This is a genomic window from Aquirufa sp. HETE-40SA (genome assembly GCF_054558635.1).
The window spans coordinates 18,917-44,123 of record NZ_JBPXKN010000004.1; the positions used below are offsets into that span (position 1 = coordinate 18,917).

The 25,207-nt window shown below is 43.9% G+C and carries 27 protein-coding genes and 1 tRNA gene; 15 read left to right on the plus strand and 13 right to left on the minus strand.

Going from position 1 to position 25,207, the window contains the following annotated elements; all coding sequences use genetic code 11:
* On the plus strand, nucleotides 1–1,284 hold the full coding sequence (locus ACRZ9O_RS10305; RefSeq protein WP_459458897.1) for an MFS transporter: 1,284 nt from the start codon (nucleotides 1–3) through the stop codon (nucleotides 1,282–1,284).
* Here the strand turns inward: ACRZ9O_RS10305 and ACRZ9O_RS10310 are convergent.
* The 6 genes from ACRZ9O_RS10310 to ACRZ9O_RS10335 are packed head-to-tail and all read right to left on the minus strand — an operon-like array spanning nucleotide 1,281 to nucleotide 6,108.
* On the minus strand, nucleotides 1,281–1,865 hold the full coding sequence (locus tag ACRZ9O_RS10310; protein ID WP_459458899.1) for a precorrin-2 dehydrogenase/sirohydrochlorin ferrochelatase family protein: 585 nt from the start codon (nucleotides 1,863–1,865) through the stop codon (nucleotides 1,281–1,283). The genes ACRZ9O_RS10305 and ACRZ9O_RS10310 overlap by 4 nt on opposite strands.
* The gene (rlmN, locus tag ACRZ9O_RS10315) at nucleotides 1,858–2,910 is read right to left on the minus strand and encodes a dual-specificity RNA methyltransferase RlmN (RefSeq protein WP_459458901.1); all 1,053 of its coding nucleotides are present in this window, start codon (nucleotides 2,908–2,910) and stop codon (nucleotides 1,858–1,860) included. Before rlmN ends, ACRZ9O_RS10310 begins: the two co-directional genes overlap by 8 nt.
* 2 nt (nucleotides 2,911–2,912) lie before the next feature.
* Nucleotides 2,913–3,365, minus strand: a complete 453-nt coding sequence (locus ACRZ9O_RS10320; protein WP_459458903.1) for a GatB/YqeY domain-containing protein — start codon at nucleotides 3,363–3,365, stop codon at nucleotides 2,913–2,915.
* A gap of 12 nt (nucleotides 3,366–3,377) precedes the next feature.
* Nucleotides 3,378–4,892 carry a GH3 auxin-responsive promoter family protein gene (locus ACRZ9O_RS10325; RefSeq protein WP_459458905.1) on the minus strand — a complete coding sequence of 505 codons (1,515 nt, stop codon included), beginning with the start codon at nucleotides 4,890–4,892 and terminating at the stop codon, nucleotides 3,378–3,380.
* Nucleotides 4,893–4,894: 2 nt separating this feature from the next.
* Nucleotides 4,895–5,713: a glycerophosphodiester phosphodiesterase family protein gene (locus ACRZ9O_RS10330; RefSeq protein WP_459458907.1), complete on the minus strand. Its 819-nt coding sequence runs from the start codon at nucleotides 5,711–5,713 to the stop codon at nucleotides 4,895–4,897.
* 38 nt (nucleotides 5,714–5,751) lie between these two features.
* Nucleotides 5,752–6,108, minus strand: a complete 357-nt coding sequence (locus tag ACRZ9O_RS10335) for a DUF4296 domain-containing protein (protein ID WP_459458908.1) — start codon at nucleotides 6,106–6,108, stop codon at nucleotides 5,752–5,754.
* A gap of 84 nt (nucleotides 6,109–6,192) precedes the next feature.
* Here ACRZ9O_RS10335 and ACRZ9O_RS10340 point away from each other — a divergent pair, with 84 nt between their 5' ends.
* Genes ACRZ9O_RS10340 through ispE form a run of 4 tightly spaced genes read left to right on the plus strand, consistent with a single transcriptional unit; the run spans nucleotide 6,193 to nucleotide 9,703 of the window.
* Nucleotides 6,193–7,059, plus strand: coding sequence for a DUF58 domain-containing protein (locus ACRZ9O_RS10340; RefSeq protein WP_459458910.1), 867 nt, complete (start codon nucleotides 6,193–6,195; stop codon nucleotides 7,057–7,059).
* A complete protein-coding gene (locus tag ACRZ9O_RS10345) occupies nucleotides 7,059–7,913 on the plus strand; it encodes a hypothetical protein (protein ID WP_459458912.1) in 855 nt (284 codons plus the stop codon). The genes ACRZ9O_RS10340 and ACRZ9O_RS10345 overlap by 1 nt, the downstream gene beginning before the upstream one ends.
* Nucleotides 7,903–8,895, plus strand: a complete 993-nt coding sequence (locus tag ACRZ9O_RS10350; RefSeq protein ID WP_459458914.1) for a VWA domain-containing protein — start codon at nucleotides 7,903–7,905, stop codon at nucleotides 8,893–8,895. Before ACRZ9O_RS10345 ends, ACRZ9O_RS10350 begins: the two co-directional genes overlap by 11 nt.
* 1 nt (nucleotide 8,896) lies before the next feature.
* Nucleotides 8,897–9,703, plus strand: a complete 807-nt coding sequence (gene ispE, locus ACRZ9O_RS10355; protein WP_459458916.1) for a 4-(cytidine 5'-diphospho)-2-C-methyl-D-erythritol kinase — start codon at nucleotides 8,897–8,899, stop codon at nucleotides 9,701–9,703.
* On the opposite strand, the gene ACRZ9O_RS10360 is transcribed toward ispE, so the two are convergent.
* Genes ACRZ9O_RS10360 through ACRZ9O_RS10370 form a run of 3 tightly spaced genes read right to left on the minus strand, consistent with a single transcriptional unit; the run spans nucleotide 9,700 to nucleotide 15,714 of the window.
* Entirely contained in the window at nucleotides 9,700–10,818 is a 1,119-nt protein-coding gene (locus ACRZ9O_RS10360) for an efflux RND transporter periplasmic adaptor subunit (protein ID WP_459458918.1), read from the minus strand. The genes ispE and ACRZ9O_RS10360 overlap by 4 nt on opposite strands.
* Nucleotides 10,811–15,274, minus strand: a complete 4,464-nt coding sequence (locus ACRZ9O_RS10365; protein WP_459458920.1) for a CusA/CzcA family heavy metal efflux RND transporter — start codon at nucleotides 15,272–15,274, stop codon at nucleotides 10,811–10,813. Before ACRZ9O_RS10365 ends, ACRZ9O_RS10360 begins: the two co-directional genes overlap by 8 nt.
* 56 nt (nucleotides 15,275–15,330) lie before the next feature.
* Entirely contained in the window at nucleotides 15,331–15,714 is a 384-nt protein-coding gene (locus ACRZ9O_RS10370; protein ID WP_459458922.1) for a hypothetical protein, read from the minus strand.
* Between the two features lie 82 nt (nucleotides 15,715–15,796).
* On the opposite strand from ACRZ9O_RS10370, the gene ACRZ9O_RS10375 reads away from it, so the two are divergent.
* From ACRZ9O_RS10375 to ACRZ9O_RS10415, 9 genes are all read left to right on the plus strand, one after another.
* Nucleotides 15,797–16,414 (plus strand): DedA family protein, encoded by a 618-nt coding sequence (locus ACRZ9O_RS10375; protein ID WP_459458924.1) that lies wholly within the window; start codon nucleotides 15,797–15,799, stop codon nucleotides 16,412–16,414.
* A complete protein-coding gene (locus ACRZ9O_RS10380) occupies nucleotides 16,411–16,878 on the plus strand; it encodes an NADH-quinone oxidoreductase subunit A (protein WP_459458926.1) in 468 nt (155 codons plus the stop codon). Before ACRZ9O_RS10375 ends, ACRZ9O_RS10380 begins: the two co-directional genes overlap by 4 nt.
* A 1-nt stretch (nucleotide 16,879) precedes the next feature.
* Nucleotides 16,880–18,352, plus strand: coding sequence for a bacillithiol biosynthesis cysteine-adding enzyme BshC (locus tag ACRZ9O_RS10385; RefSeq protein WP_459458928.1), 1,473 nt, complete (start codon nucleotides 16,880–16,882; stop codon nucleotides 18,350–18,352).
* Nucleotides 18,352–19,371, plus strand: a complete 1,020-nt coding sequence (gene mnmH / locus ACRZ9O_RS10390; RefSeq protein ID WP_459458929.1) for a tRNA 2-selenouridine(34) synthase MnmH — start codon at nucleotides 18,352–18,354, stop codon at nucleotides 19,369–19,371. The genes ACRZ9O_RS10385 and mnmH overlap by 1 nt, the downstream gene beginning before the upstream one ends.
* Nucleotides 19,361–20,164: a serine O-acetyltransferase gene (locus ACRZ9O_RS10395; RefSeq protein WP_459458931.1), complete on the plus strand. Its 804-nt coding sequence runs from the start codon at nucleotides 19,361–19,363 to the stop codon at nucleotides 20,162–20,164. Before mnmH ends, ACRZ9O_RS10395 begins: the two co-directional genes overlap by 11 nt.
* Nucleotide 20,165: 1 nt before the next feature.
* On the plus strand, nucleotides 20,166–21,041 hold the full coding sequence (cysM, locus tag ACRZ9O_RS10400; RefSeq protein ID WP_459458933.1) for a cysteine synthase CysM: 876 nt from the start codon (nucleotides 20,166–20,168) through the stop codon (nucleotides 21,039–21,041).
* 99 nt (nucleotides 21,042–21,140) lie between these two features.
* Nucleotides 21,141–21,216 (plus strand) — tRNA-Phe (locus ACRZ9O_RS10405).
* Between the two features lie 860 nt (nucleotides 21,217–22,076).
* Nucleotides 22,077–22,289 (plus strand): helix-turn-helix domain-containing protein, encoded by a 213-nt coding sequence (locus tag ACRZ9O_RS10410; RefSeq protein ID WP_459458934.1) that lies wholly within the window; start codon nucleotides 22,077–22,079, stop codon nucleotides 22,287–22,289.
* A 259-nt stretch (nucleotides 22,290–22,548) separates the two neighbouring features.
* On the plus strand, nucleotides 22,549–22,773 hold the full coding sequence (locus tag ACRZ9O_RS10415; RefSeq protein ID WP_459458936.1) for a hypothetical protein: 225 nt from the start codon (nucleotides 22,549–22,551) through the stop codon (nucleotides 22,771–22,773).
* Between the two features lie 115 nt (nucleotides 22,774–22,888).
* Here the strand turns inward: ACRZ9O_RS10415 and ACRZ9O_RS10420 are convergent, their stop codons facing one another.
* A complete protein-coding gene (locus ACRZ9O_RS10420; protein ID WP_459458938.1) occupies nucleotides 22,889–23,110 on the minus strand; it encodes a hypothetical protein in 222 nt (73 codons plus the stop codon).
* Nucleotides 23,111–23,198: 88 nt separating this feature from the next.
* Between ACRZ9O_RS10420 and ACRZ9O_RS10425 the strand changes: the two genes are divergently transcribed.
* A complete protein-coding gene (locus tag ACRZ9O_RS10425) occupies nucleotides 23,199–23,573 on the plus strand; it encodes a hypothetical protein (protein ID WP_459458940.1) in 375 nt (124 codons plus the stop codon).
* Between the two features lie 14 nt (nucleotides 23,574–23,587).
* Here ACRZ9O_RS10425 and ACRZ9O_RS10430 read toward each other — a convergent pair whose 3' ends face one another.
* The 3 genes from ACRZ9O_RS10430 to ACRZ9O_RS10440 are packed head-to-tail and all read right to left on the minus strand — an operon-like array spanning nucleotide 23,588 to nucleotide 25,037.
* The gene (locus tag ACRZ9O_RS10430) at nucleotides 23,588–23,893 is read right to left on the minus strand and encodes a hypothetical protein (protein WP_459458942.1); all 306 of its coding nucleotides are present in this window, start codon (nucleotides 23,891–23,893) and stop codon (nucleotides 23,588–23,590) included.
* A 56-nt stretch (nucleotides 23,894–23,949) separates the two neighbouring features.
* Nucleotides 23,950–24,318: a hypothetical protein gene (locus ACRZ9O_RS10435; protein ID WP_459458944.1), complete on the minus strand. Its 369-nt coding sequence runs from the start codon at nucleotides 24,316–24,318 to the stop codon at nucleotides 23,950–23,952.
* A gap of 23 nt (nucleotides 24,319–24,341) precedes the next feature.
* On the minus strand, nucleotides 24,342–25,037 hold the full coding sequence (locus ACRZ9O_RS10440) for a hypothetical protein (protein WP_459458945.1): 696 nt from the start codon (nucleotides 25,035–25,037) through the stop codon (nucleotides 24,342–24,344).
* Between the last annotated feature and the right edge of the window lie 170 nt (nucleotides 25,038–25,207).

Below are 25,207 nucleotides of genomic sequence, written 5' to 3' on the forward strand. Positions count from 1 at the left end.
ATGGAAACAATTGGAAAGTACCGCTGGAAAATATGCGCACTGCTATTTTTCGCGACGACGATTAACTATTTAGACCGCCAGGTTATTGGATTATTAAAACCGGTCTTAGAAAAAGAATTTGACTGGTCTGAGACAGATTATTCAAACATTGTAATTGCTTTCCAAGCGGCCTATGCGATTAGTTTATTGGGTTTTGGCGGGATTATTGACCGTATTGGAACTAAATTAGGCTACTCCATTTCGATTGTAGTTTGGAGTATCGCGGCGATGATGCATGCCTTAGCGACTGGAACCTTGAGCTTTGCTTTTATGCGTGGTTTATTGGGTCTTGGCGAGGCAGGAAACTTCCCAGCGGCGATTAAGACAGTAGCTGAGTGGTTCCCTAAGAACGAGCGTGCGCTGGCAACGGGGATCTTTAATTCGGGAGCAAACATAGGCGCTGTTGCAGCACCGATTTTAGTGCCTTGGATTTTAGGAGCCTATGGCTGGGAAATGGCTTTCATTGCGACCGGAGCGATTGGATTTATCTGGTTGATCTTCTGGTGGTTCTACTATGAAGTGCCTTCGAAACACCAGTCTTTATCGAAAGCAGAATTTGACTATATCCACGCGGATATGGAAGCAAAAGATGATAATGTGACGCCGGTACGTTGGGCAAAATTATTTGGATTCAAGCAGACTTGGGCCTTCTTTTTTGGCAAAATGTTTACAGATCCGATCTGGTGGTTCTTCCTTTTCTGGTTGCCCTCTTATTTCTCTGAGCGCTTCCAATTAGACTTAAAGAAGCCTAGTTTAGAATTAATCATCGTGTATACGGCGACTACGATTGGTAGTATTGGCGGCGGTTGGTTGTCAGGTTATTTAATCAATAAAGGCTGGCCGTCCTTCAAAGCGCGCAAGTGGTCGATGTTTAGCTTCGCGATTGCGGTGGTGCCGATTATGTTAGCGCGTTATTGCGATAATATCTGGCAGGCGGTAGGATTGATTTCCTTAGCTGCTGCGGCACATCAGGCTTGGAGTGCGAACATTTACTCGATTGCGACGGATATGTTCCCGAAGAAAGCCGTTAGTTCGGTAATCGGAATCGGTGGAATGGCCGGATCAGTGGGAGGTATTTTCTTCCCCATGATCGTGGGTGCTTTACTCGATAAATATAAATTACTAGGTAATATCAACGACGGTTATAACATCATCTTCTTGCTTTGCGGAAGTGCGTACATGTTAGCTTGGGTGATTATTTATACCTTAGTACCTACGCTGGAGACAGCGAAGATCGACGACTAGTCCTTCTTTTTAAAGATTAGATTCTTAGTTAGTTCATTTAATTGGGTGATTTTCTGCTGAAAGTCACCCTTTACTATTTTCCGTACCGCTTCTAATTGATCGAGGGAGGTTTGGATGTCCTCCGGGATGACGTCCTCTAGGAAGGCTCTGATTCTTTTGGCCAAAGTAGGAGATTTCCCGTTCGTGGAAATCGCAATCTTTAGGTCACCCTTTTGGACAATGGATCCTAAATAAAAATCACACAAAGGCGGCGTATCCGCCACGTTGCAAAGCAAGTGCTGGGCTGCCGCTAAGGCTTTGATTTCCGCGTGTAAAGCGGGAGAATCCGTGGCGCAGATGATTAAGTCCAGTCCTTCTAAATCGGATGGCTGAAAACCGCGCGTTAAGATGCGCACGTGAGGAAAATCCTGCAGGTATTCAATCGTTTCTGAGCGAAAAAAGGGCGCCACTAAGGTCAATTTTGCCTCTGGGGAATTGCGTAAAATCGCCGATGCTTTTTCTAAAGCTACGTTTCCCCCTCCCACGACCAAGGTCTCGATTTGATCCATTTTCAAGAAGATGGGAAACATCGTATTAGGCATCTGCTGGGGCTTTTTTGCCGGCAAGCTGGCCGCAAGCCGCGTCAATATCACGTCCGCGGGAGCGGCGAATATTCACGATCATTCGTTTGCTTTCAAGGAAAGCGGAGAACTTCGCGATCGCATCTGCCTCCGCATTCACGAAAGAAGACTGAGCAATCGGGTTGTATTCGATGAGGTTGATTTTGCACGGGATGCCTTTGGCAAACTCATACAATTCTCGTGCATCCTCGATGGTGTCGTTGAACTTGTTAAAGACGATGTATTCGAGCGTGATTTCGTTGCCCGTCTTATCGAAGAAATACAAAAGCGCGGCCTTCAGGACGTCCAAGGTATTGCTCTCGTTAATGGGCATAATCTGGTTCCGCTTCGTATCGTTCGCGGCGTGCAGGGAAAGGGCTAGATTGAACTTGACTTGATCGTCGCCTAGTTTTTGGATCATCTTCGCGATACCCGCCGTAGACACCGTAATGCGGCGTGGCGACATCCCTAAACCCTCTGGCGAAGTAATTTGCTCGATGGATTTCAATACATTCGCATAGTTCAAAAGCGGTTCGCCCATCCCCATGTAAACGATGTTCGTCAGCGCTTGACCGTATTTTTCCTGTGCCTGATCGCGGATTAACACGACCTGATCGTAGATCTCGAACGACTCTAGATTCCGCTTGCGGTCCATATAACCCGTCGCACAGAAGCTGCAGGTAAGCGAACATCCCACTTGGGAGGAAACGCAGGCCGTCACGCGTTCGCGGGTAGGAATTAATACTCCCTCCACGAGGTTGTTGTCGTGTAATTGAAAGCTGGATTTGATGGTGCGGTCGGAGCTGTATTGCGCCTCCGCGGTGGTCACAATCTGCAAAGAGAATTTCTCCGAAAGCCACTCGCGCGTCGTCTTAGGGACATTTCCCATCGCGTCAAAACTGCGGGCAGCCTTCTTCCAAATCCACTCGTACACCTGCTTAGCCCGGAACGCGGGTTCTCCGGCTGCGAGCATCTCTGCCTTCAGCTGTTCAAAACTTAGATTCCGTATCGCGACCTTCTTTTCCAATCTTATTTCTTTAATAATTCACTCACTTTCGCCGAGATGGCTTTACCGTCTGCTAATCCAGCTAATTGCTTCGAAGCAGCACCCATCACTTTACCCATATCCGCTGGACTCGTAGCGCCTACTGAAGCAATAATTTCCGTGATTTTAGCGGTTAATTCTTCGTCAGACAATTGCTTAGGCAAGAACTCTTCGATGATGGCTAATTCCGCTTGCTCTTTTTCCGCTAAGTCTGGGCGGTTTTGAGAAACATAGACTTCTAATGAATCACGGCGTTGTTTCGCTGCTTTCATTAAGATTTTCATCTCTGCGTCTGCGCTTAAACCGTCAGCGCTAGAACCCGAAGTTTCTTCCAAAAGAATCATGGATTTGATGGCGCGTAATGCACGTAAACGGTCTGCGTCTTTCGCACGCATGGCATCTTTGATACCATTCTCGATAGTTAATTTTAACGACATAGCTTGTATTGATTAAAAATGAGCTTTGACTCCTTCTAAAAATTCCCGGTGGTTACTTAACCTCGGAACTTTATGCTGGCCGCCTAATTTCCCTCGTTCCCGCATCCAGTTGTGGAAAGTTCCGGCTGGGGCGATATGGACCAAAGGTGGGCCAAGCACTAAATCATAAGACCTTTTCGCATCGTAATCCGAGTTTTGCTCGCGAAGCGTTTGATCTAAAATCTGTGCAAAGGTACGAAAATCTTTTGGGGCTTTTGAAAATTCAATCACCCATTCGTGGTGACCGTTTTTGCCCTCGTTCATAAAGGCCGGAGCCGCCGTATAATCCTTGATCTCTGCCTGGGTCGCGGCGCAAGCGCGCGCGACGGCTGTCTCCGCATTCTCGATAATCAACTCTTCCCCGAAGGCATTGATGAAATGCTTAGTCCTTCCGGAAATCTTAATCCGATACGGACTCACGGAAGTAAACTTCACAGTATCCCCTATCTTGTAGCGCCACAAACCCGCGTTCGTCGAAATGACCATCGCATAATTCACGCCTACTTCAACTTGGCTTAAAGAAACAATGGTGTTGGCCTCTTCCCCCTCATCGTTCATGGGAATGAACTCATAGAAAATGCCGTAATCGAGCATGAGGAGCATCTCATCGGGTTTGGACAGATCATCCTGAATACCAAAGAACCCTTCAGACGCATTATAAATCTCTAAAAATCCGACCTGCGAAGACGGAAAAATCTGGTTCTTAAACAACTCGCGGTAGGGCCCAAAAGCCACCGCCCCGTGAATCATAAATTCGAAATTCTCCCACACCTCTAAAATCGACTTCTTCCCGGTAATCTCTAATATCTTCTCAATCAACACAAGCGTCCAAGTAGGCACTCCCAAAATACTCGTTACATTCTCCTTCGAGGTCTCGATCGCCATCTTCTCGATTTTCTGGTCCCAATCTCCCATCAGCGCCACGTCCAGCGAAGGCGTGCGAATTATTTGTGCCCATATAGGTAGATTCTTCATCACCACCGCCGACACATCGCCCATCAGCATACTCGAATTCACCGGACTTTCAGATAAACTCCCCCCGATGGAAAGACCCTTGCCTTCGAACACTTTGGTATCCGGTTTATTCGCCGCCAACAAGGTGATCATATCTTTCCCGCCCATCATGTGGCATTCCTCGAGCGCTTCCTTCGAAACAGGAATGAATTTGCTGCGTGCATTAGTGGTTCCAGAGGACTTCGAAAACCAGTTAATTGGCGTATCCCAAAGAATATTCTGTTCCCCTTGCATCATCCGATCGATATATGGAAAGATCTCCTCGTAGGTGGAAATAGGGACTTGCTGCTTGAATTTCTCGTAATTCGAAATATCCTGATAACCGTGTTTCAAGCCCCACTCAGTCGAGCGACCATGGGATAAAAGCCCCTGAAGCATCTGTTCTTGTAGTTCCAAAGGGCTATCATACATCGCCTCAATCCGCGGCATTCTCCGCTTCATAAACCACAACAAAGTCTCATTAAACAACGACATGTTTAGGGTTTTAGGAATTGAGGTGCACGATTAGGGTAATCGGTAATGATGCCGTCTACCTGCCAATCGCTGAATTTCTGCATCTCTGCCGTCGTATTGATGGTCCAAGGAATGACTTGCATTCCGCGCGCGTGACAAAAATCAATCTGCTCTTTCGTTAAAAACCGGTACGAAGAACTAAATATCTCCGGTGTAAAACCTAAGGCCGAAAGCATCTGCTCTGGTGTCTCTTTCTCCACTAAAGCGGAAATGCGTCCTTGGTGAATCGCCGTTTTCCAGTATTGCAAAACCGCGAAATCAAAACTCTGTAAAATCAGCGAGGACGGCGAAATATGAGTAGAAATCACAGACCAAACCCGATCCGCAAATTCCTTCACCGTCGCCGGCTGGGTAATTCCATATTCCGAAGGTTCGGACTTGATCTCGATATTGTAATAAATAGTTCGACCATATTTACGCGCAAAGGCTTCTCCTAAAGCTAAGACCTCTGAAAGCAAAGGTTTGTAAGTCGCTACACGCGCTTGCTCTGGGAAGAGCTTGTTTCCGCGAGAGCCTACGTCGAACGATTTGATTTCGGCATAGGGCTTTTGAAATAAATTAACGGAAGCATTTGTCACGGGCGAACCATCCGGAAACGACGCATACAAAGGATTCATATAGGGTTCATGCGAGACCACTACTTGTCCATCTGCAGACAGGCAAACATCCATTTCGAGGACTGTCACTCCCATCTCTAGTGCGTGTTGAAAAGCGGGTAAAGAGTTCTCAGGAAACAAGCCCCTACAACCACGATGTCCCTGAATAACAGGCGATTGCCCCATTGAAATTAGATTAATAAACAATAATAAGAAAAGAAGTCTCATGGTCGTTTAGCCGCTGCTTTTTTCCCACGCTCTTCAATAATTTCATTCACACGGGTATATAATTTGATATAAGCGGCTGGATCTTTCACGTAATAACCTAGGCTTTTTGAAACCATAGCTGAATCCAGACCTCGTTTTTTTAGTGATTGACTCGAAATCTCATGGAAAAGAACTAAGGCAGTATCGGTATTACCTAAGCTCATGTTTTGTACGATCGCTTCATCGATGTGAATATCTGCCAAAACCTGTGCCATCTTCTCTTGTTCTAATCGGTTGCCCACCGATTCTTCCGTGCATGCATTAAAAGCAAATACTCCCAGTGCCAAGAAAAGCAATAAATAGACCTTTTTCATCTTGTAAATATACCCGTAAATTAGAAAGCTTTTAGCTCATTTCATTCAGATTGGGTAAAAAATAGGTAATTTAGTCTCGTGGATATGGACATTAAAGCCTTCCTGACCCATGTTGTTCAGCTGGAAATTCGCATTAGAAAAGCGATTAACACGCAAATGCATGGAAATTTCTCCTCCGTCTTTAAGGGATCGGGCTTAGAGTTTAGTGACCTACGCCAGTACCATTACGGGGACGACGTTCGACACATTGACTGGAATACCTCTTCAAAGGGCCACGGGACATTTGTAAAACTCTTCAAAGAGGAAAAAGAACAAACCGTTTTCTTCCTCATCGACGTCAGTGCCTCCGGTACCGTAGGCAGACGCGGAAATAGCAAAATCAAAACTATAAAAGAAGTAGCTGGGGTGCTTGCCTTCGCTGCGATTCAAGAGGCAAGTCATTTAGGCTTCGTCTGCTTTAGCGATAAAAATGAAAAGTACATGCCCCCAGCCATGGGTAAAAAGCATGGATACAAGGTGATTTCAGAGCTTTTTAGAGTGGAAGCGGAGAATTCAGCAACTGATTTAAAGGCGGGCTTAACCTTTGCCTTACAGACTTTAAAACGTAAAAGTCTTTTGTTTGTCCTGTCTGATTTTATCGACGAAGGATATGAAGATTTATTACGTGCTGCATCTTTGAAACACGATTTAGTGGTCTTGCATACCCTTGATCAACAAGAAATTCAATTGCCTTCTATGGGGATTATTCCCATCTATGATCCGGAACGTAAGCGGACGACTTGGGTAAATACCTCCACGCGAGGATTCAAGAATTTACTCCAGCAGCAGGTCAAAAACCGAGGAGTAGATTTAAAAGAAATGTGTAAGAAATGGCGCGCAGATTACGTTGAATTGCGTTCGGGCGAGGATTTCGTTCCGGCATTGGTCAAACTTTTTAATGCCAGACGCTAATGCAAGAGACGCCATTCATTATTAAGGGAAAGTTTCAGGAAGATTCGGTGGTGATCGGACAACCGATTCACTATTCTTTGTATGTGCGTCATCCGAAAGGACAAGAAGTATTTTTTCCGAATGCGAACCAGAATTTTGGAGCATTTGAGACGGTCAAACGCGAGTTTTTTGCCACCAAGACGACTGCCTCTGGCTCTTTAGATTCGGCCGTTTATACGTTGCGGTTGTTTAATTTAGCTCCGGTCCAAAAACTGCAAATCCCCATTTACCTTTTGCAGGAACCAGATTGCACCATTATTTATCCCGTGGTGGATAGCGTTCACTTGAAACGCTTATTGCCACATCCGGAACAAATTGATTTGGATTCATTGTACCAAAGCATCCCCATCAAGCCCCTGAGCCCTAAAACAGATCTTAAAAACGTGTTTGCAGCAGGAATTAGTTTACTAATCATGGCGGGATTAATCTACTGGATTTTTGGAAAAGCCATCACCAAACTATTCAAACGCTACTTATTGTGGCGTCGTCACCGAGAATTTAGACGTACGTTTCAACGCTATGCACGACAAGTTGCCGGAACACCCGTGGGTTTACTCAATTTAGAGAAAGCCTTCTCGGCTTGGAAAAAATATATCGAGGAATTAACGAAATTGCCCTTTACGACATTTACTTCAAAAGAAATGCTCGATAATTTAGCGGATGAAGCCATGGAAAAGGTATTGAATGAGATGGATTCGGCCATTTACGGGGGCAATTTTTCGACAAATACAACGGAATCCGTCCAATATTTGGAATCCCTTGCGACGAGTTTATATGAAATAGAACAAGAGAAGATCCAGAACAATGAAGTTTAATCCGCTCTATTCTTGGCAACAAATTCAAGCTTTCTTCACTTTTGAGTGGGAGAATAGCTTGTTTTTATATGGCTTAATTTGGCCTGTCATTGTCTATTTCATCAAGTATTTACGTCAACGGGGAAACAAACCACGACTAGAATTATCCCTTTCTGTTCCCTTGCACCAAAACCGGATTTCGCTCTTTTTGAGTTATGTCCCTATGGTCATACAGGTCCTGTGCATCTCTTCCGTCATCATCGTGGCGGCAGGTCCCTACCGTGTGATCAAGCACCAGAAAAAGCAAGTAGAAGGTATTGACATCGCACTGGCTTTGGACATCTCCTCTTCCATGCAGACGCGTGATATTAGCCCTAGTCGCTTAGAGACGGCTAAAACGATGGGCAAGGAATTCATCCGCCAGCGGAGCCACGATCCCATTTCATTAATCGCCTTCGCGGGTGCTCCTTATTTAGCGAGCCCAATCACAACAGACACCGCCTTTTTATTGCATCAATTACAGCAGTTGCAAACGAATCAAATCGTGGAAGAGGGAACAGCTTTAGGCGATGCCTTAGGAATGTGTATCAACCAAATCCGTGACTCCGAAAACCCGAAGAAAATCAGTATCCTGATTTCTGATGGAAACAACACAGCCGGAAATCTTGACCCGGTTACCTCCGCGGAACTTGCGAAGAATTTTAACATTAAAGTATATACCATCGCCGTAGGAAGCCTTCAGCCGAGTGCTGACCCCGTGGACGAAAGTACCCTGCGCGAAATCGCAACGATGACCAAAGGGAAATTCTTTCGAGCGACAAATGGCCAAGCTTTGCAACAGATTTTCCAAGAAATTGACAAAATGGAGGCCTCAGTGGTCAAAACGGTTACCTGGGAAGAACACATTTCCCTCTCTTACTTATTTGCTGAAATTGCACTCGTCCTGTTTTTCATTGGGTTATGGGTACGTTTCAGCTGGATAGGCAACTCTTTAGAAGATTAATATGGTTTTATTTCCGCACGCGAAGATTAATATAGGCTTGTACATCACGAAGAAGCGCAAGGATGGATTTCACGATTTAGAGACGTGTTTCTTTCCGGTGCCTTGGACAGATGTGTTGGAAATCACGCCATCAGAAGGGGAATTCACCTTCAGCTCCTCTGGCTTAGACATCGCTGGCGCTATCGAAGATAACCTGTGCTATAAGGCTTATGAGCTATTGCGCAAAGATCATAAAATGCCGCCCGTGCACATTCACCTGCACAAAATCATCCCGATGGGAGCGGGTTTAGGTGGAGGTTCCTCTGACGCGGCGTTTACCTTGATGGGCTTGAGAGACTTATTTCAGCTCCCCTTAACGAATGAAGATTTACAACCCTATGCAGCTAAATTAGGCAGCGACTGTGCGTTTTTCTTGTCGAATCAGGCTGCTTTTGGCAAAGGAAAAGGAGATCAACTGAGTCCTATCGAAGCGAGCCTGAAGGGGAAGTTTCTCGTGCTTTTATACCCAGCAGTGAGCATCTCTACGGCGCAAGCCTATGCCGGAGTGACGCCAGCAAAAGCGCCGATAGATCTACGCAAAGCCATTCAGAAGGAAGGCTGGAAAGAAGCGATTTCGAATGATTTCGAGAAAAGCATCTTCCCCCATTATCCTGTCTTGGCTTCCTTGAAGGAGCAGATGTATACCCTGGGTGCTAGCTATGCGGCGATGAGCGGTTCGGGGTCGACGATTTTTGGGATATTCGATAAAAAAATCGACCCACCTGAGGGATGGGCCGATTATACTGTTTGGAGCGGCTGGGTCGATTAATCTTTCGCAAAGATGGCTTCTATGGCTGAAGCTCCTTTTGTCACTACTTTACCAGCCGGTAATGCCTTCAATAATTTGATTCCCGCGTATTCCGGTGTCGAACTCAAAATCTCCACAGGTACTTGCGTCATGGCGCCATTTGCCATTTCCACATAGATGAAACCCCCTTTCCCCACGCGAGCAAGGCCTGCTTGTGGGATGCTGGGGATTTTTTGGGATCCTACTTTGATACGCGCGCTCACGAATTGTCCAACGGTGAAATTCTTTTCGTCTGATTTGTTTGCGAAGTGTCCATGAACGGACGTCGTGCGATCTGTCAATTCAACTTGTGGGGCGATGAGGAAGATTTTGGCAGCAGCTTTTTCGCCCTCTGATTCGAATTCGATGGTTTGACCGATGTTTAATTTGGCTAAATCCTTCTCGAATACCTTCAATTCCACGTGCTTATCCGCCATTCCAACGACCTTAATGAGTACGTCTGAAGGCGTCACGTATTTTCCGATTGCCAAAAACTGGTCTTGGATATACCCATCAATCGGCGAACGCAAGGTCAAAACAGAACTAATATTCCCTTTCGCCAGCGACTTCAAGTCACAACCTAAGACCTCTAATTTTAGTCCCAAAGCCTTCACCTGCGCATTGACATTCCCTAAATCCGCCTCCGACTGTTGCAATTTCTTCTTCGATCCCACTTCCTCGTTCGTCAATACTTGTTGACGCGATTTCTCGGAACTCATAAAGGTCTGGGATGACAAGGCCTGCAAATATTCTTGCTGCATTTGGATGAAATCAAGCGATGTCAAGGTCGCTAAGGCTTGGCCTTTCGACACTTTTTTGCCCGGAAGCAATTCATAGGTCGTTTTCAAATAACCAGCGATCGGGATCGAAATGGATGCCAAAGACACCGGCGGCACATCGACCACCCCCGTGCACTTTATTTCCGTGGACATTTCGCGCTCCTCTAACGCACCAAATTCGATACCTGCGTTCGTCTTCTGTTCTGCGCTTAATTTAATTTCGGCCACCGGCGCTTCCGTGGTGGCCTCCTCTTTTTTCGAGCATGCAGCTAAGCTGAACACAAGGCATAGCGCTACTAATCTAAATATCTTATTCATTTCCAATGAGTGTTTGACGTGTGATAATCGCCTGGTTGTAGGCGTTGACTTCTCGAATATAACTTTCGCGAATCTGCCAAGCCTGCTGCGTATTTTGCAACATTTCGACGTATTCGATTTCTCCCTGCTGATACGATTTCAGCGCGGTCTTCTCCAGCAAAGCGGCTTGCGGCAAGGCCGTAGCCGTGTAGTAGGCCAAACTCGCTCGGTATTTCGCGACCGCTGCCTCCGCATTTTTGTAGTCCGTTTGCAAAGCCGATTCAGCTTGGATTTTTTGGCTGATAAAAGCCTCCTCCTGCAATTTAGCCGAGGCAATTTTTGCTTTCTGTCCTTTTCCAAAAATCGGAATCGCCAGACCAGCTTGAATGAAATTTTGGCCTCCTACATTTTCAATACTCTGGTTAGTCATCCCGATTCGCACATCCGGTTTGAGGCGTTCTCTTTCCACAGCTGTTAACAATTTACCATGTTCCACCTGCTCAGCTAAGAGTTCGATAGTGGGGTTTTTCGACAGATCCAGTCCCGTAGCACCAGATTCCATAGCTAGAGATTCCTTACCTTCGATTTCGAATTCGCCTGGTTCATTAATCCAGTAAGCCAAATTTTGATAGGCCGTCTTTTGATCCGCTTCTAACGCAATTCGTTTCTGTTGAAACTCCCGTAGACGCGTTTCTGCGGCCATTAATTCCAAGCGATTCGTCTCGCCTTGTTCGAATTTAATCGTTGCCGCACGCTTCATTTGCGTGTACAAACTGTCTTGGGAAGCCAGAAATTGTAGATTTTTCTGCTGTGCTAAAATCTGGTAATAATAGAATTTCACACTCGAAGCCACCAAATTCTGCGTGATCTTCAAGCGCTTTTCGCTCATCACCTTCGCCGAGGTCAAGGCCTTTACCTGTGCCTTCAACAGTGTAGGCCATGGGATACTTTGAGAAAACATCAGCGTGTAATCCTGACTCGTCGAAGTCTGTGTTTTTCCATACTGCGCATCTACCGTGCCCTTGGGCAATTCCTTTCCCGAGTTGATAAAGGCCTCCGCGGTTTTGACATCGGCTAGGCCGGTGGCGAGGAGGGCGTTCTTTTGGGAGGCTTGAGCGAGGCAGGCTTTTAGCGACAGAGTAGAGAGAGGAGAGTATAGAGTAGAGATGGGTGAGTCGTCACTGTTCGACTTAGTCAATGGGTCGTCACTTCGTGACTTAGTCGACAAGCGGGAGTCGCTAGTCACTAGTCGATAGTCGCTAGTCGATAGTCCGAAGTCCGGAGTCCGAAGTCCGGAGGCTGTGCTTGAAAATGACATCAAAATAAACAACACAATCATCCCTAAGCCTTTGGCCTTCAACTTTTGTTCTCTGCGGCCCATCACGAGCGAGTACACGACCGGGATAACCACCAGCGTTAAGAAGGTCGCCGTAATTAAACCCCCGATGACAACGGTTGCTAATGGACGCTGTACCTCCGCTCCCGGCGAGTGACTCAGCGCCATAGGCAAGAAACCTAAAGAGGCCACCGCCGCGGTCATGATAACTGGTCTAAAGCGCAATTCTAAGCCTTTCTTCAAACGCTCCTCTACGCCTAAACCCTCATCCGCTAATTGTTTAAAGTAGGAGAGTAACACGATTCCGTTCAACACCGCGACACCGAATAAAGCGATAAAGCCAATCCCCGCTGAAACCGAGAAGGGCATTCCTCTAAGCCAAAGCGCCACTACACCACCAATCGCCGATAAAGGGATTGCGAGGTAGATGATGGATGCTTCTAAGAAGCTTTGGAACGTAAAAAATAACAAAATGAAAATCAGGGCAAGCGCGATAGGAACGACGAGTGCTAAACGTGATTTCGCCGCTTGTAAATTCTCAAAAGTTCCGCCGTAGGTCACATAGTAACCCGCCGGCAACACAATTTTATCTTTCATGGCTTTCTGAATATCTGCTACCACACTTTCCACGTCGCGACCACGCACGTTAATCCCGATGGTAATCCGACGGTGCGTATTGTCCCGAGAGATTTCTAGTGGCGCATTTTCATAATTCACATCCGCCACCTCTTGTAAAGGAATTTGAGATCCTGAGGGTAGGTCGATGTAGAGTTCGCGCAAATTCTGAATGTCTTGGCGGTGTACCGAATCCATTCTGATCACTAGGTCAAATCGTTTCTCCCCTTCCATCACAATTCCCGCCGTTTCTCCGGCGAAAGTCATCTTGATGGCCGAGTTCACCTCGTTCACATTCAAGCCATATTGCGCCATCTTCACGCGATTGTATTTCACCACTAATTGCGGGATACCGTCGATTTGTTGGACTTTGATATCGCCTACGCCGTCGATGCTGCGGATGTAGCGAGAGGCTTCGGTGGCGTGATCAAACAATTCTTGCAAATCTTCCCCAAAAATCTTCACCGCAATATCCGATTTCACCCCTGCGATCAGCTCGTTGAAACGCATCTGAATCGGTTGCGTGAACTCGAAATTGACTTCTGGATATACGTCTAATGCCGCATCCATTTTCTCCTCTAATTCCTCCATAGTTTCCGCGTTTTTCCATTCAGACGGATCCTTTAATTGGATAATTAAGTCGCAAGAGTTGATACCCATCGGATCGGTTGGAATTTCGGAGGCACCTATACGGGATACCACTTGCTTGATCTCCGTAGGGAATTTCTTCAGGAGCATCGCTTGGGCGGCGGTGTTGACTTTGATGCTTTGAGACAGTGACGCATTCGTAGGCAGTAGCGTTTCTACTGCAAAATCCCCTTCATTTAGTTCCGGAATAAACTCACCACCTAAGGTCATAAAGAGGGCGATGCTAGCAGAAAACAGGCCAAAAGCCCCAATCACCACCCACTTGCGTTGCTGTAAAGCCCAATGAATAATAGGTTGATAACCGCGGTATAAAAAGCCCATGATGCGATCCGCAATCGTGATTTCGTGGCTGATTTTCTTGTCCAAAAACAGGGCAGACATCATGGGTACATAGGTCAGCGAAAGAATTAAGGCCCCTAAAATAGCAAAACTAACCGTCTGCGCCATCGGCCTAAACATCTTACCTTCGATTCCCCCTAAAGCCATAATAGGTAGGTAAACAATAAGGATAATAATGACCCCAAAGGCAGCGGAGCCGAAAATAGCTTTGGCAGAAATACCCACTTCCTCATCCATCGCCTGCTGACTTAATTCTTCCCCCTTTCGATGGCTGTGGAGTCGATGAATAATGGACTCGACAATGATGACGGCGCCATCTACAATCAGGCCAAAGTCAATCGCCCCTAAACTCATTAAGTTCGCAGACACCCCGAAAATATGCATCAGCGCAAAGGCAAACAATAAACAGAGCGGAATTACGGAGGCTACGATTAAACCGGCGCGCCAATTTCCCAGCAATAAAACCAAGATAAATACGACGATCAATCCTCCCTCGATCAAGTTCTTCTCCACCGTATTAATGGAGCGACCGATCAAGACACTTCGATCTAAATAAGGGACTATTTTAATTCCTTGTGGCAAAGTCTTTCCGATGATTTCCATCTGGACTTTCACATCTTGTACCACTTGGTTTGCATTCGCTCCTTTTAAGAGTAGCATAACGCCCCCCACAGCCTCGCCTTCTCCGTTTCGAGTCATCGCACCGTAGCGGACTGCCTTCCCGAAGCCCACTTTGGCCACATCCTTTACTAGAATAGGCAATCCGGCCTCGCCTCTTTGAGCAACAACCGTATTTTCGATGTCTTCTAACGAAGTCAACATCCCCTCCGAACGAATAAAATAGGCGTCCGTTCCTTTCTCCAAATAGCTACCGCCAGAGTTCGAATTATTAATCTGAATCGCCTTAAACACCTGGTTCACACTCACATTCATGGCGCGCAAACGCTCTGGATTCACCGCGACCTCGTATTGTTTTAGGTCTCCTCCAAAAGAGCTGACCTCCACCACGCCTTTGATACCCAAAAGCTGGCGCTTAATTAACCAATCCTGGTAGGTTCGTAGATCGGCTAGTGAATATTGATCCTTGAATGCAGGGTCTACCTCTAAGGTATATTGGAAAAACTCCCCTAAACCCGTCGTGATGGGCGCCATTTCTGGAACGCCTGCTCCTTGTAAAAGGTAGGGTTCTGCTGCCTTCAGTTTCTCCGCAACTTGCTGCCGCGTCACTTCGGTGGCCACTTCGTCCTCAAAAACGACGGTAATAATGGAAAGTCCCATCCGAGAAACGGAGCGAATATCCTTCACATTGGGGATAGTTCGCAAAGAAATCTCCAACGGATAGGTAATGAATTTTTCGACCTCTGAGGTCGCAAGTGCAGGGGATTGCGTAATCACCTGAACTTGGTTCGACGTAATGTCTGGCAAGGCATCGATAGGCAACTGGCGAAGCGAATACCCTCCCCAAAAAATCAGCCCCAGGACAAAAAGCCCGATCACTAATTTATTGCGTATACTAAAAGTAATAATGGAATTAATCATGATTTTAAAATTAAGCATTTACATGACGGCGCATGCCGTGATCTGCAGGCGTAATTTTAAAACCGGGGAGGTGCAATTAACACACGCTCCATTGAGAAATGGTAGTTGTTTTCGTAGAATTCTGAGCGGCGACGCGCAACGATGAGCGCAATAGCACTCATAAAAAAGAGGGCGACTGTGGGTAAAACGTAACCCATCGCACCTGAGAAATCGAAACTAGGTAAACTCGGATGTTGGGTTGTTTTTGCGTGCTTCGAATCAGCCGCATAATGCATCCAAAGGAAGTCCACAAAACTGAAACCCGCCGGAGCCTGCTTCTTGTGATCTTGAAAATGCTTCACCAGTTCATTCGCCTTGATGGCCTGTTCCATACCCACCTTAGGCAATAAGCCGCCGGCAAATAGGATCACAAAAAGAACATAGGCAACGACATTTTTCATCCACCAAATGTAACAAAAATTCGAATTTTTCACCCATATTTATGTTTTCATTTTATTTTAAGATGGAATGACGGCCTAAATCATGGATGAAATAAATCTTTTGTGGCATCAGCTCACTGATTCTGAAACCATTATCCGTTCTGGATTGATGGTGATTACCCTGATTGTTTTCGCCGAAAATGGCCTGTTTTTTGCCTTTTTTCTGCCTGGAGATTATTTATTGTTTTTGACGGGTGTTTTTGGAGGTACGGGTGTTTTGAAGGAGCCTTTGAGCTCGCTTTTGTTGAGTATTTTTCTAGCTGCCGTCATCGGTTCCCTCGTGGGCTATTTAGTGGGGCGCTTTTTCGGCAAATCGCTCATGAATAGGCCTGATGGCTGGTTTTTTAAGAAGAAACACCTCGAATCGACTCGCGAATTTTTTGATAAATATGGGTTTATGGCGCTGGTCATCAGTCGCTTTTTACCTATTGTGCGGACCTTTACTCCTATTTTAGCTGGCATTAGCCACCTTTCTTGGTACAAATTTATCTTGCTGAATCTCGTAGGAGGAGCCCTGTGGGTGGGCACTTTAGTAACGGCAGGTTTTTATTTAGGCCAAAGTTTCCCCGGCATCATCAACTACGTTCAATACATCATTCTATTTTTCCTTGCGGTCACTACGTTTACGGTGATTAAAGGCTATTTGAAGTTAAGGCAATGATCGAGCAATTTGGCTATGTGGCGGCATTTTTAGGCGCAGGAATCCTATTCCTAGGCTTGATATTAACCCTTGCCCGCTTCATTCGCCCAAATCGCCCGAATGTCGAGAAAAATTCCACCTACGAATCTGGTGAAGCACCCGTAGGAAACGCAAATATTCGCTTCAATCCCCGTTTTTACGTGATTGCTCTACTTTTTGTACTATTCGAAATCGAATTGGTTTTCCTCTTCCCCACGGCCACTTTATTGAAAAACAAAGAGCTGTCCATGATTGCACCGGAATTCCCTATTTACGCAGTTATAGAGATTTTATTATTCGTCGGAATTTTAGCCTTAGGACTGGTTTTCGCTTGGGTGAAAGGGTATTTGAACTGGGAAAAACCAGAAACGGCGGCAGAAAAATTGAACATTCCTATCCCAGATAGCGTTTACGATAGTATCAGAACGAAACATTCCGCACCTTAAAATGTCCTATAAAACGCATTCCTTTTCTTCTCTGAACGCATTCTCTAAACTGCTACTCGATTATTTAGCAGAGAAACCGGCGTTGAAGGAATTCTACAGAAATGGACCTCTTTTGGCAAATTTCAAAGAGCAAATTTCAGAGAAAAAAGGATTTTCGAGTGAAAAGCGGACGATTCTTCAGACTGTCCTAAGCGAGCAATATGCGGCAATTGGCGCAGAAATGCCGGCGGTGGATCTTCGCGATGAAAATACCTTTACGGTAACCACGGGACATCAATTAAATATTTACACCGGTCCGTTGTATGTGATTTATAAGTTGGTTTCGACGATTAACCTGGCACGAAAACTTCAGGAAGCTTATCCAGCACAGCGCTTTGTCCCTATTTATTGGATGGCGACGGAGGACCACGATTTTGAAGAGATCAATCACTTCTTTGCTTTCGGGACTAAATACGAGTGGAACACTTCCCAAAAAGGGGCCGTAGGTCGTTTTAACCTGAGTGATTTCCCTCGAATTCCGTTTAGAAACGAGGTCTTCGATAAGGCTTATGCCGAGGGAAAGACACTTTCCGAAGCCGTGAGAATGTATATGCACGCGCTTTTCGGGGCTCAGGGACTCGTTTGTCTGGATGCAGATGATGCGCGTTTGAAGTCGATTTTTGCTCCTATCATGGAGGCAGATTTGAAACAACAGCTGCACGAACCTATCGTGCGGGCAACCACAGAGAAATTAGAGGCCTTAGGATACAAGACACAGGTTTCGGCGCGTCCGGTGAATCTTTTTGAATTAACAGAGAACGATCGCATACGATTAGAAACGGGGGATTCGGTGGATATCACCCTAGCGAGCCCGAATGTGATCTTGCGACCTTTGTACCAGGAAGTCATTTTACCTAATCTGGCCTACATCGGAGGCCCGGCGGAGGTGGCGTATTGGTTTCAATTGAAAGGCATTTTCGATTTACACCAAGTTCCGTTCCCTATTTTATTGCCGCGCAACTTTGCGATCGTCAAGACGCAGAAGCAAGCGGAGAAGGCGGAGAAATTAGGCCTGAGTTTAGCCGATTTGTTTAAAAACGAATTAGCGCTACGACGGGATTTCGTGGCGGGACGTACGGCACATACATTGGATACGGAGGATGAGTCAAAAGCATTACAGCCCATTTTAGCGGAGCTAGCGGAACGGGCAAAAGCCATCGATCCTACGTTAGAAGCAAGCGTGCTCGCAGAGCAGGCGCGCTGGATGAAAGGTCTGGAGCGTTTAGCGAAGAAGTTAAAGCGCGCGGAAGAGCGTAATCAGGGGGATGAGGTGAGACAAGTTTTGGCCTTAAAAGAAGCCTTATTTCCTGCAGGAGAATGGCAGGAACGCCACACAAATTTCCTCGAATTCGCGAGCGATTATCCTAATTTTATACACGATTTAGTACAGACATTCGATCCACTGAACTTCGAATTCTACGAAATAACCCTATAATGCCCGAAAAACTGAGTCCGTCAGACTTCCTCGAAGCCGCAAAAACATTCCCGGTGCTCGATGTACGATCGCCTGGCGAATATACGCGGGCACGGATTCCTGGGGCGATATCCTTTCCTATTTTTGACGATGCACAGCGCGCCGCGGTGGGCAATTGCTATAAGCAAAAAGGCAAAGATCAAGCGATTGAATTAGGCTTGGAATTTGTAGGGCCTCAACTCGCGAAATGGGTGAAAAAGGCCAAAAAACTAGCCGTCGACAACACAGTGTTGGTTCACTGTTGGCGCGGAGGAATGCGAAGCGGCAGTATGGCCTGGCTTTTTGAGACGGCCGGATTACAGGTTAAACTCCTAGTAGGCGGCTATAAAGCTTACCGAAATGAAGTATTGGCCATTTTTGATCAACCCATTCCGTTCCGTGTTTTGGGAGGGAAGACGGGATCAGGCAAGACGGAAATCTTGCACGAATTAGTAAAAAGAGGACACCAAGTCTTGGATTTAGAAGGGATTGCGCACCATCGGGGATCGGCTTTTGGTCATTTAGGATTAGAGGTGCAGCCTACGAGTGAGCATTTTGAGAATGAAGTACACCGCGTTTTGTGCGGTTTTGATTATAGCCGCGAGATCTGGGTGGAGGACGAAAGTCGCCACATTGGTCAGGTATTTATGGGGGCTCCGCTGTATAATCAGCTTCGAGCGGCCCCTGTGGTGTTTTTAGACATCGAACCGGTCTACCGTTTGCCGCATTTAGTGAACGTTTATGCATCTTATCCGAAGGAGGATTTAGAAAAGGCTTTGGGCAAAATAAAGAAACGCTTAGGCCTGGACCGCTACGCCATCGCGCTGGAAGCGTTAGAAGCCGGGGATTTCAGTTTAGTCGCGGAAATCACTCTTCATTACTACGACAAGGCCTATATGTACGGCCTTGAATTACGCAACGAATCCCAAATCACCCGCATCGAGGTCCGCACGCTGGACCCGGTCGAACAAACCGAATTACTTTTAAGCCATGCTTCCTAAGGACTTTTTAGATAAAATAGTAGCACAACACCAGCAGACGCCCCCTTTCCCGGCGACGTCTGACATAAAAAAGTTGTTCACAAAAATCGTTTTGACTCTTTTTCCGGAGCAAACGCGTATGCATTTTAATACAAGAGATGAATTGAAAGCCGTTTGGGAAAGCATCGAAAATGGACTTGAAAGTCTTTTGTATTCGATGAAAGATCAACTTTCAGAAGATCCGGCGGTCATTGCGCACCGCTTTTTAGATCAAATTCCAGCCATTTACGACCTCTTGCAAACGGACGTGGAAGCGATGGTGGCGGGCGATCCGGCGGCGACCACTTCCTACGAAGTGATCCGGACCTATCCCGGCTTTTACGCTTTGGCCTTTTACCGCTTAGCGCATGGATTGCACCAGGAGAAAGTGCCGTTGATTCCGCGGATTTTGACAGAATATGCGCATTCCAAAACAGGTATCGATATCCACCCCGGCGCCAGCATCGGTCGCTATTTCTTTATGGACCACGGCACCGGAATCGTGATTGGAGAAACCACCGTCATCGGAGAGCGCGTCAAATTATACCAAGGCGTCACCTTAGGAGCCCTTTCTGTCGATAAATCGATGGCCTCCACGAAGCGCCACCCGACTATCGAAGACGGCGTGGTTATCTACTCCGGAGCTACTATTTTAGGCGGCGAAACGATTGTAGGAAAAGACTCGATCATAGGAGGAAATGTCTGGTTAACACGCAGCGTTGCCCCTAACACAAAGATTTACCACCAAGAGAACGTCAAAGTCATCCAAGATTAATATGAGCCAGCTGTTAGATTTAGTCGGAAACACTCCTTTAGTCGAATTATCACGCTTGAACCCGAACCCGAACGTTAAGATTTTTGGGAAATTAGAGGGGAACAATCCAGGCGGATCCGTGAAAGATCGTGCCGCGAAAAACATGATCGAAGGCGCCATCCAGCGCGGGGAATTGAAAGCAGGGATGAAGCTCATCGAAGCGACCTCTGGTAACACGGGCATCGCGCTAGCGATGATTGCCCGTTTATATGACATCGAAATTGAATTAGCGATGCCTGCGAATTCTACGCGCGAACGCGTGTTAACGATGGAGGCATTCGGGGCTACCGTAACGCTGACTGAAACCATTGAATCCGCGCGTGATTACGCGGTTGAAAAAGCGGCGACCGGCGAATTCTTTATGTTGAATCAATTCGAGAATCCAGATAATTATTTAGCTCATTACAAAACGACAGGACCCGAAATCTACCGCGACACAAAAGGCGCCATTACTCACTTCGTAAGTTCCATGGGCACCACGGGTACCATTATGGGCACGTCTATGTACTTAAAAGAACAAAATCCAGCCATCCAAATCGTCGGTTGCCAGCCCACAGACGGTTCGAAAATTCCTGGCATCCGCCGCTGGCCCATCGAATACCGTCCTAAAATCTATGACCCGTCCCGCGTAGACCGCGTGATGGATATTTCAGAAGCAGATGCAACCGCGATGACCCAGGCTTTGGCCAAAGTCGAAGGTGTCTTTGGCGGCATGAGCAGTGGCGGTAGTGTTTTGGCTAGCCTCCGCTTAGCCACTGAGTTAGAGGCAGGTGTGATCGTCTGCATCATTTGTGACCGCGGAGATCGCTATTTATCGAGCGGGCTTTTCGGGCAATAAATCCCCGCTTTGCGAGATTTCTTTGTTTTTTTTAAGCCAAGATTGGGATTAAATAAAATTATACTTATTTTTGCACTCCCGATTAACGCGGGGAATTGAGGTGGATTAGCTCAGTTGGTAGAGCATCGGATTGAAAATCCGTGTGTCCCCGGTTCGAGTCCGGGATCTACCACCATTTAAATTGTAAAAACCCTTTCTATTCATTTAGAAAGGGTTTTTTTGTGCTATTTTTTTTCGTCTTGTAATTTTTACACCATTTTTTACACCATTTTTTCATTCTATTTATTTTTTTCTCTGATATCTTTTTTCTGATTTTTGGTCTACTTTAAATTGATAGTTTTTTTATTTTCTTATAAGTAATTGATTATCAATTACTTAGCGGAGGCGATTAGTTTTTTTAAAAATATTTTAACTTTTTTTTGATTTTTTTATCGTTTGAGGATCTTATATGATATTTATAAAAGAGAAAACATTTATGGTTCTGTAGGTGTACCAAACTACTATACTTTCATTCAAAAGATGATTGGTTCAGGTAAAATTCCTGTATGAGTAGTCTTTGTAAGTTTCCAATGATATTCCACCACACCCAACTACTGTAAAACATATAGGGAGCAAAATCAAAATAAACTTACTACCGGGGGGGTGTGAAAAGGAATAGGACTGACACGTTACTGGGAGGACGGGTGTGATAGTTGGTTACTAATTTCACTGAAACTGAATATTTATGAATAAGAATTAACTAATCTTTTACCATTTATAGTACTTCCGAACTCCTAACTCCTACTTTATTTTAAAACTTAACTACTTAACCACTGTAACTATGATAACAATAACTGAACCCATAATCCTAATAGATGATTTAGAGAAAATTCTAAATATATCGAAATTCACCCTGTACAAGAGAATCAGAAACAACCAATTTCCAAATGGAATCAAATACAATGGAAAGAAATGGTTTAGAATTGCAGATTTGCAAAAGTACTACGATGATTTAGGTATCAAAGTCCAAATAGATTTACCATCAAACTAAAGGAAATGGAGAAACTTTACGATAGAACATTCATATCCCTTCAGGATTTAATCGAAACCCTTCAGGTCTCACAATCTACCATCTACCGTCTTTGTGATTCAGGAGAATTAAACAAATTCAAATCCAGAGGTACTAACTACTTTATGACCGAAGAAGTGATTTCCTATATTGATAGAACAAAAGGGTTAATTACCGAAGAGGGTGTAACTGATAAATAAATATATATGAAGTTTCCTATTTTGATATATTAAATACAACATTTTGAGTATATAAAGTATGGAATAAGGGTATGGACTAGTTTCTCGTAAATGAAAAAAGTAATTCAAAGAGAAATCCTCATCTACCCCATTCAGATATCGAGACCAATTTTGACCCAAACCAACAACTTCTCAAATTATGAAAACCACTAAAAACGAAAATTCAACTGATATAGAATCCTTTCTGAACCACAGAGATATCAAATTATATAAAAGGATAATGGACAAAATAGAAAGGGAATGGAATTCATTAGATACTTCCACCCTCTCAGATATGATTGATATTTTAGGATTGTTGAATACAAACATCCAATCCCACATCCAAAAACTTAAAAATCAGGAGTTATACCAAACTTCATACCGTAAAAACCCAAAGGAAGGAGATAAATCAATCTCGAAACTAGGAGAGAAGATTATAAAAAAGAAAAAGGTGGGAACTGTATAAGTTCACCACCTTTTCTACAACCTAACCACTAATAGGATTGAAATTTAGAGAGATTAAATCCAATTCCCTAAATACCTTATAAGATTATCAGTTAGTTGATTTTGAACCTAAATCATCAATTCTTATTAGGAGTGTAATAAACTATTCTACCTCCATCACATACACCTCTCCTATGAACAATTCGGATTTTCTTCTCATTTCTATTTTGCAATCCTTCAATTATTCCATCAATTCCAATATCAAAAAGGGAATTTGATGGTCTTTCTGAATTAGGAAATTGTTTAAGATATTCATCCTCCAACTCTTTCAATAAGATGTCTTTTGAATCTTCTTTCATAATAAACCTTTTTATAATTTTATTTCAGTCAATTAAGGGGTTAGTACAATTATTGTTTTAATTTGTAATTCATCATTTAGGATTGAATATGGTATCGGAAAAGGTATTAAATCAAATTGGTTTTCAAAAGGAAATTACCTGTAAGGAACCTAATTTTAATTTTTGGAATGATGAGGAATATTTAAAATATACAGAAAGGGAATACCTAAACTCTCCAACTAAAGAAGTAGATGAAGTTTATAGGATGTCCGAGTTCATTTTATTGCAAAAAAGTACTGGAATCCGTTTAAAAGTAATTTATTCAGAAAATTATTACGGTAATGAATTGGATTACAAGATTATCGAGGTATTTGTAATTATGAATGATGGAAAAAGAATCCAAGTTTTAGACTTAAATGTTGATAAAAAAACGATTGTAAGTGATGAAGGTAATATAGATTTCAAATCCATTTGGAAAAAATAACTCAATAACCAATATCAATCCCACATTCCATTAGGTTCAAACTTCAAACCCATTTCCTTACACTTAGGACACTGGTAATTCTCATTCATTAGTACATATCCTTCAAAAGAACCAAAACTCCAATCAAAAACTGAATCACTATATTCTTCTGAATCCACATCACTAACCTCCTTACCAAACATCACCATTTCCTTTCTACACTTCGAACACCTATTTGAATGGGAAAGTATGTTCTTCTCACCAATCGTTCCACAATCGTAACAGGAGAATGGAATTTTAACGGATTCCCTGAAATCCATCATACCTCCCCCAACCATCATTTGTTTAAATGGGAATTTACACTTTGAACAATGTGGAGTTATGATTGAACCCATTTTTAATATTCGTCTTCAGGTATCTCAAATTCCACCCATTCTCCATCAATGTATTTAAAACCTATGAAATCATAAAGTGATTTTAAAACCCATTGGAATTCATTGGGTGAACCCTCTACTTCAACCAATTCAAGTGAATAAGAATCACCAATATAACCCTCCTCAGTTTGATGTAGTATTTTATACCCCCAATCTTCGATTTTAAGATGCTTTTCAGAATAGTATAATGTTTTATTACATCTTTCTAATTCGTACCTTAAATTCAGGTTTTTCAACTTTTCAAATCCTTTATTTTTAACTTTTCTAACCGATGGAAAAGGTGATGGTTCTGAATCAGTGAATTTGAAAATGTTTAGTTTTTCTATTTGCATAGAAAAATATTATGCATCAATTTCTATTTCTTTTTACTTATAAAAGCTTCATTATATGTTATGAATTTACCCTTTTTCTTTTCAGTTCTTCCTTCTTCCTTTACTTTGTAATATTTCGAATTTTTATAGAGCAAATCTAAATAATCGGATCCCTTTATTGGTGAGTTAAGAAAGGTTTCAACACTACCTTCCTTTTGAAGCATTTCAACTAATTCATTCCTAATTAAAGGTATAACCAACTCACTTATCTTTGATTTTATCTTATTTTTATGTGGAATAGATTTATGAGGAAACATTTCAAAATATTCACTTTTCCCTTCAATTAAATCCAATTGTTCATTTACTGATTTAATGGTTCCAAGGTAGACCGTTTTCGTTATTTTACCTACAGTGACAAAAATTGTCCAACTTTTATTTCCACCCGTTTGAAAAGAACCAAATGAGTTTTGTTTCACTTTGGGTGTTTTACTTAATGAAACTGAAAAACTCGGTTGAAATATTTTATGGAATTTCACCAACTCTTTATATTCGGAAGTACTGAATTTCTTCCACTCCTTTAATTCCTTTTTCAGTTCTGAAATAGAATCAACCAATTTTTCTATCCTCTTTTCCCTTTGGTTAATACGGTATAATAATTTATCGTAATTCAACTTCTTCTTCCTCTCATCTTCTGGAACGAATATCCATCCATCGCCCATTTTTTTTAAGCTTTTATCCATTTGATTTTCAGTTATGAATTAAAGAAATATACCCCCAAAGATAAAATAATTACCTACTAAAAAAATAAAATTAGTGAAAAGGTAAATGAGGATTATACTGAAGTAGTAATGAGAGAGAAAGTAGTAGATACAATAAGTTTTGAAAATAATTACCTACTAAAAAAATAAAA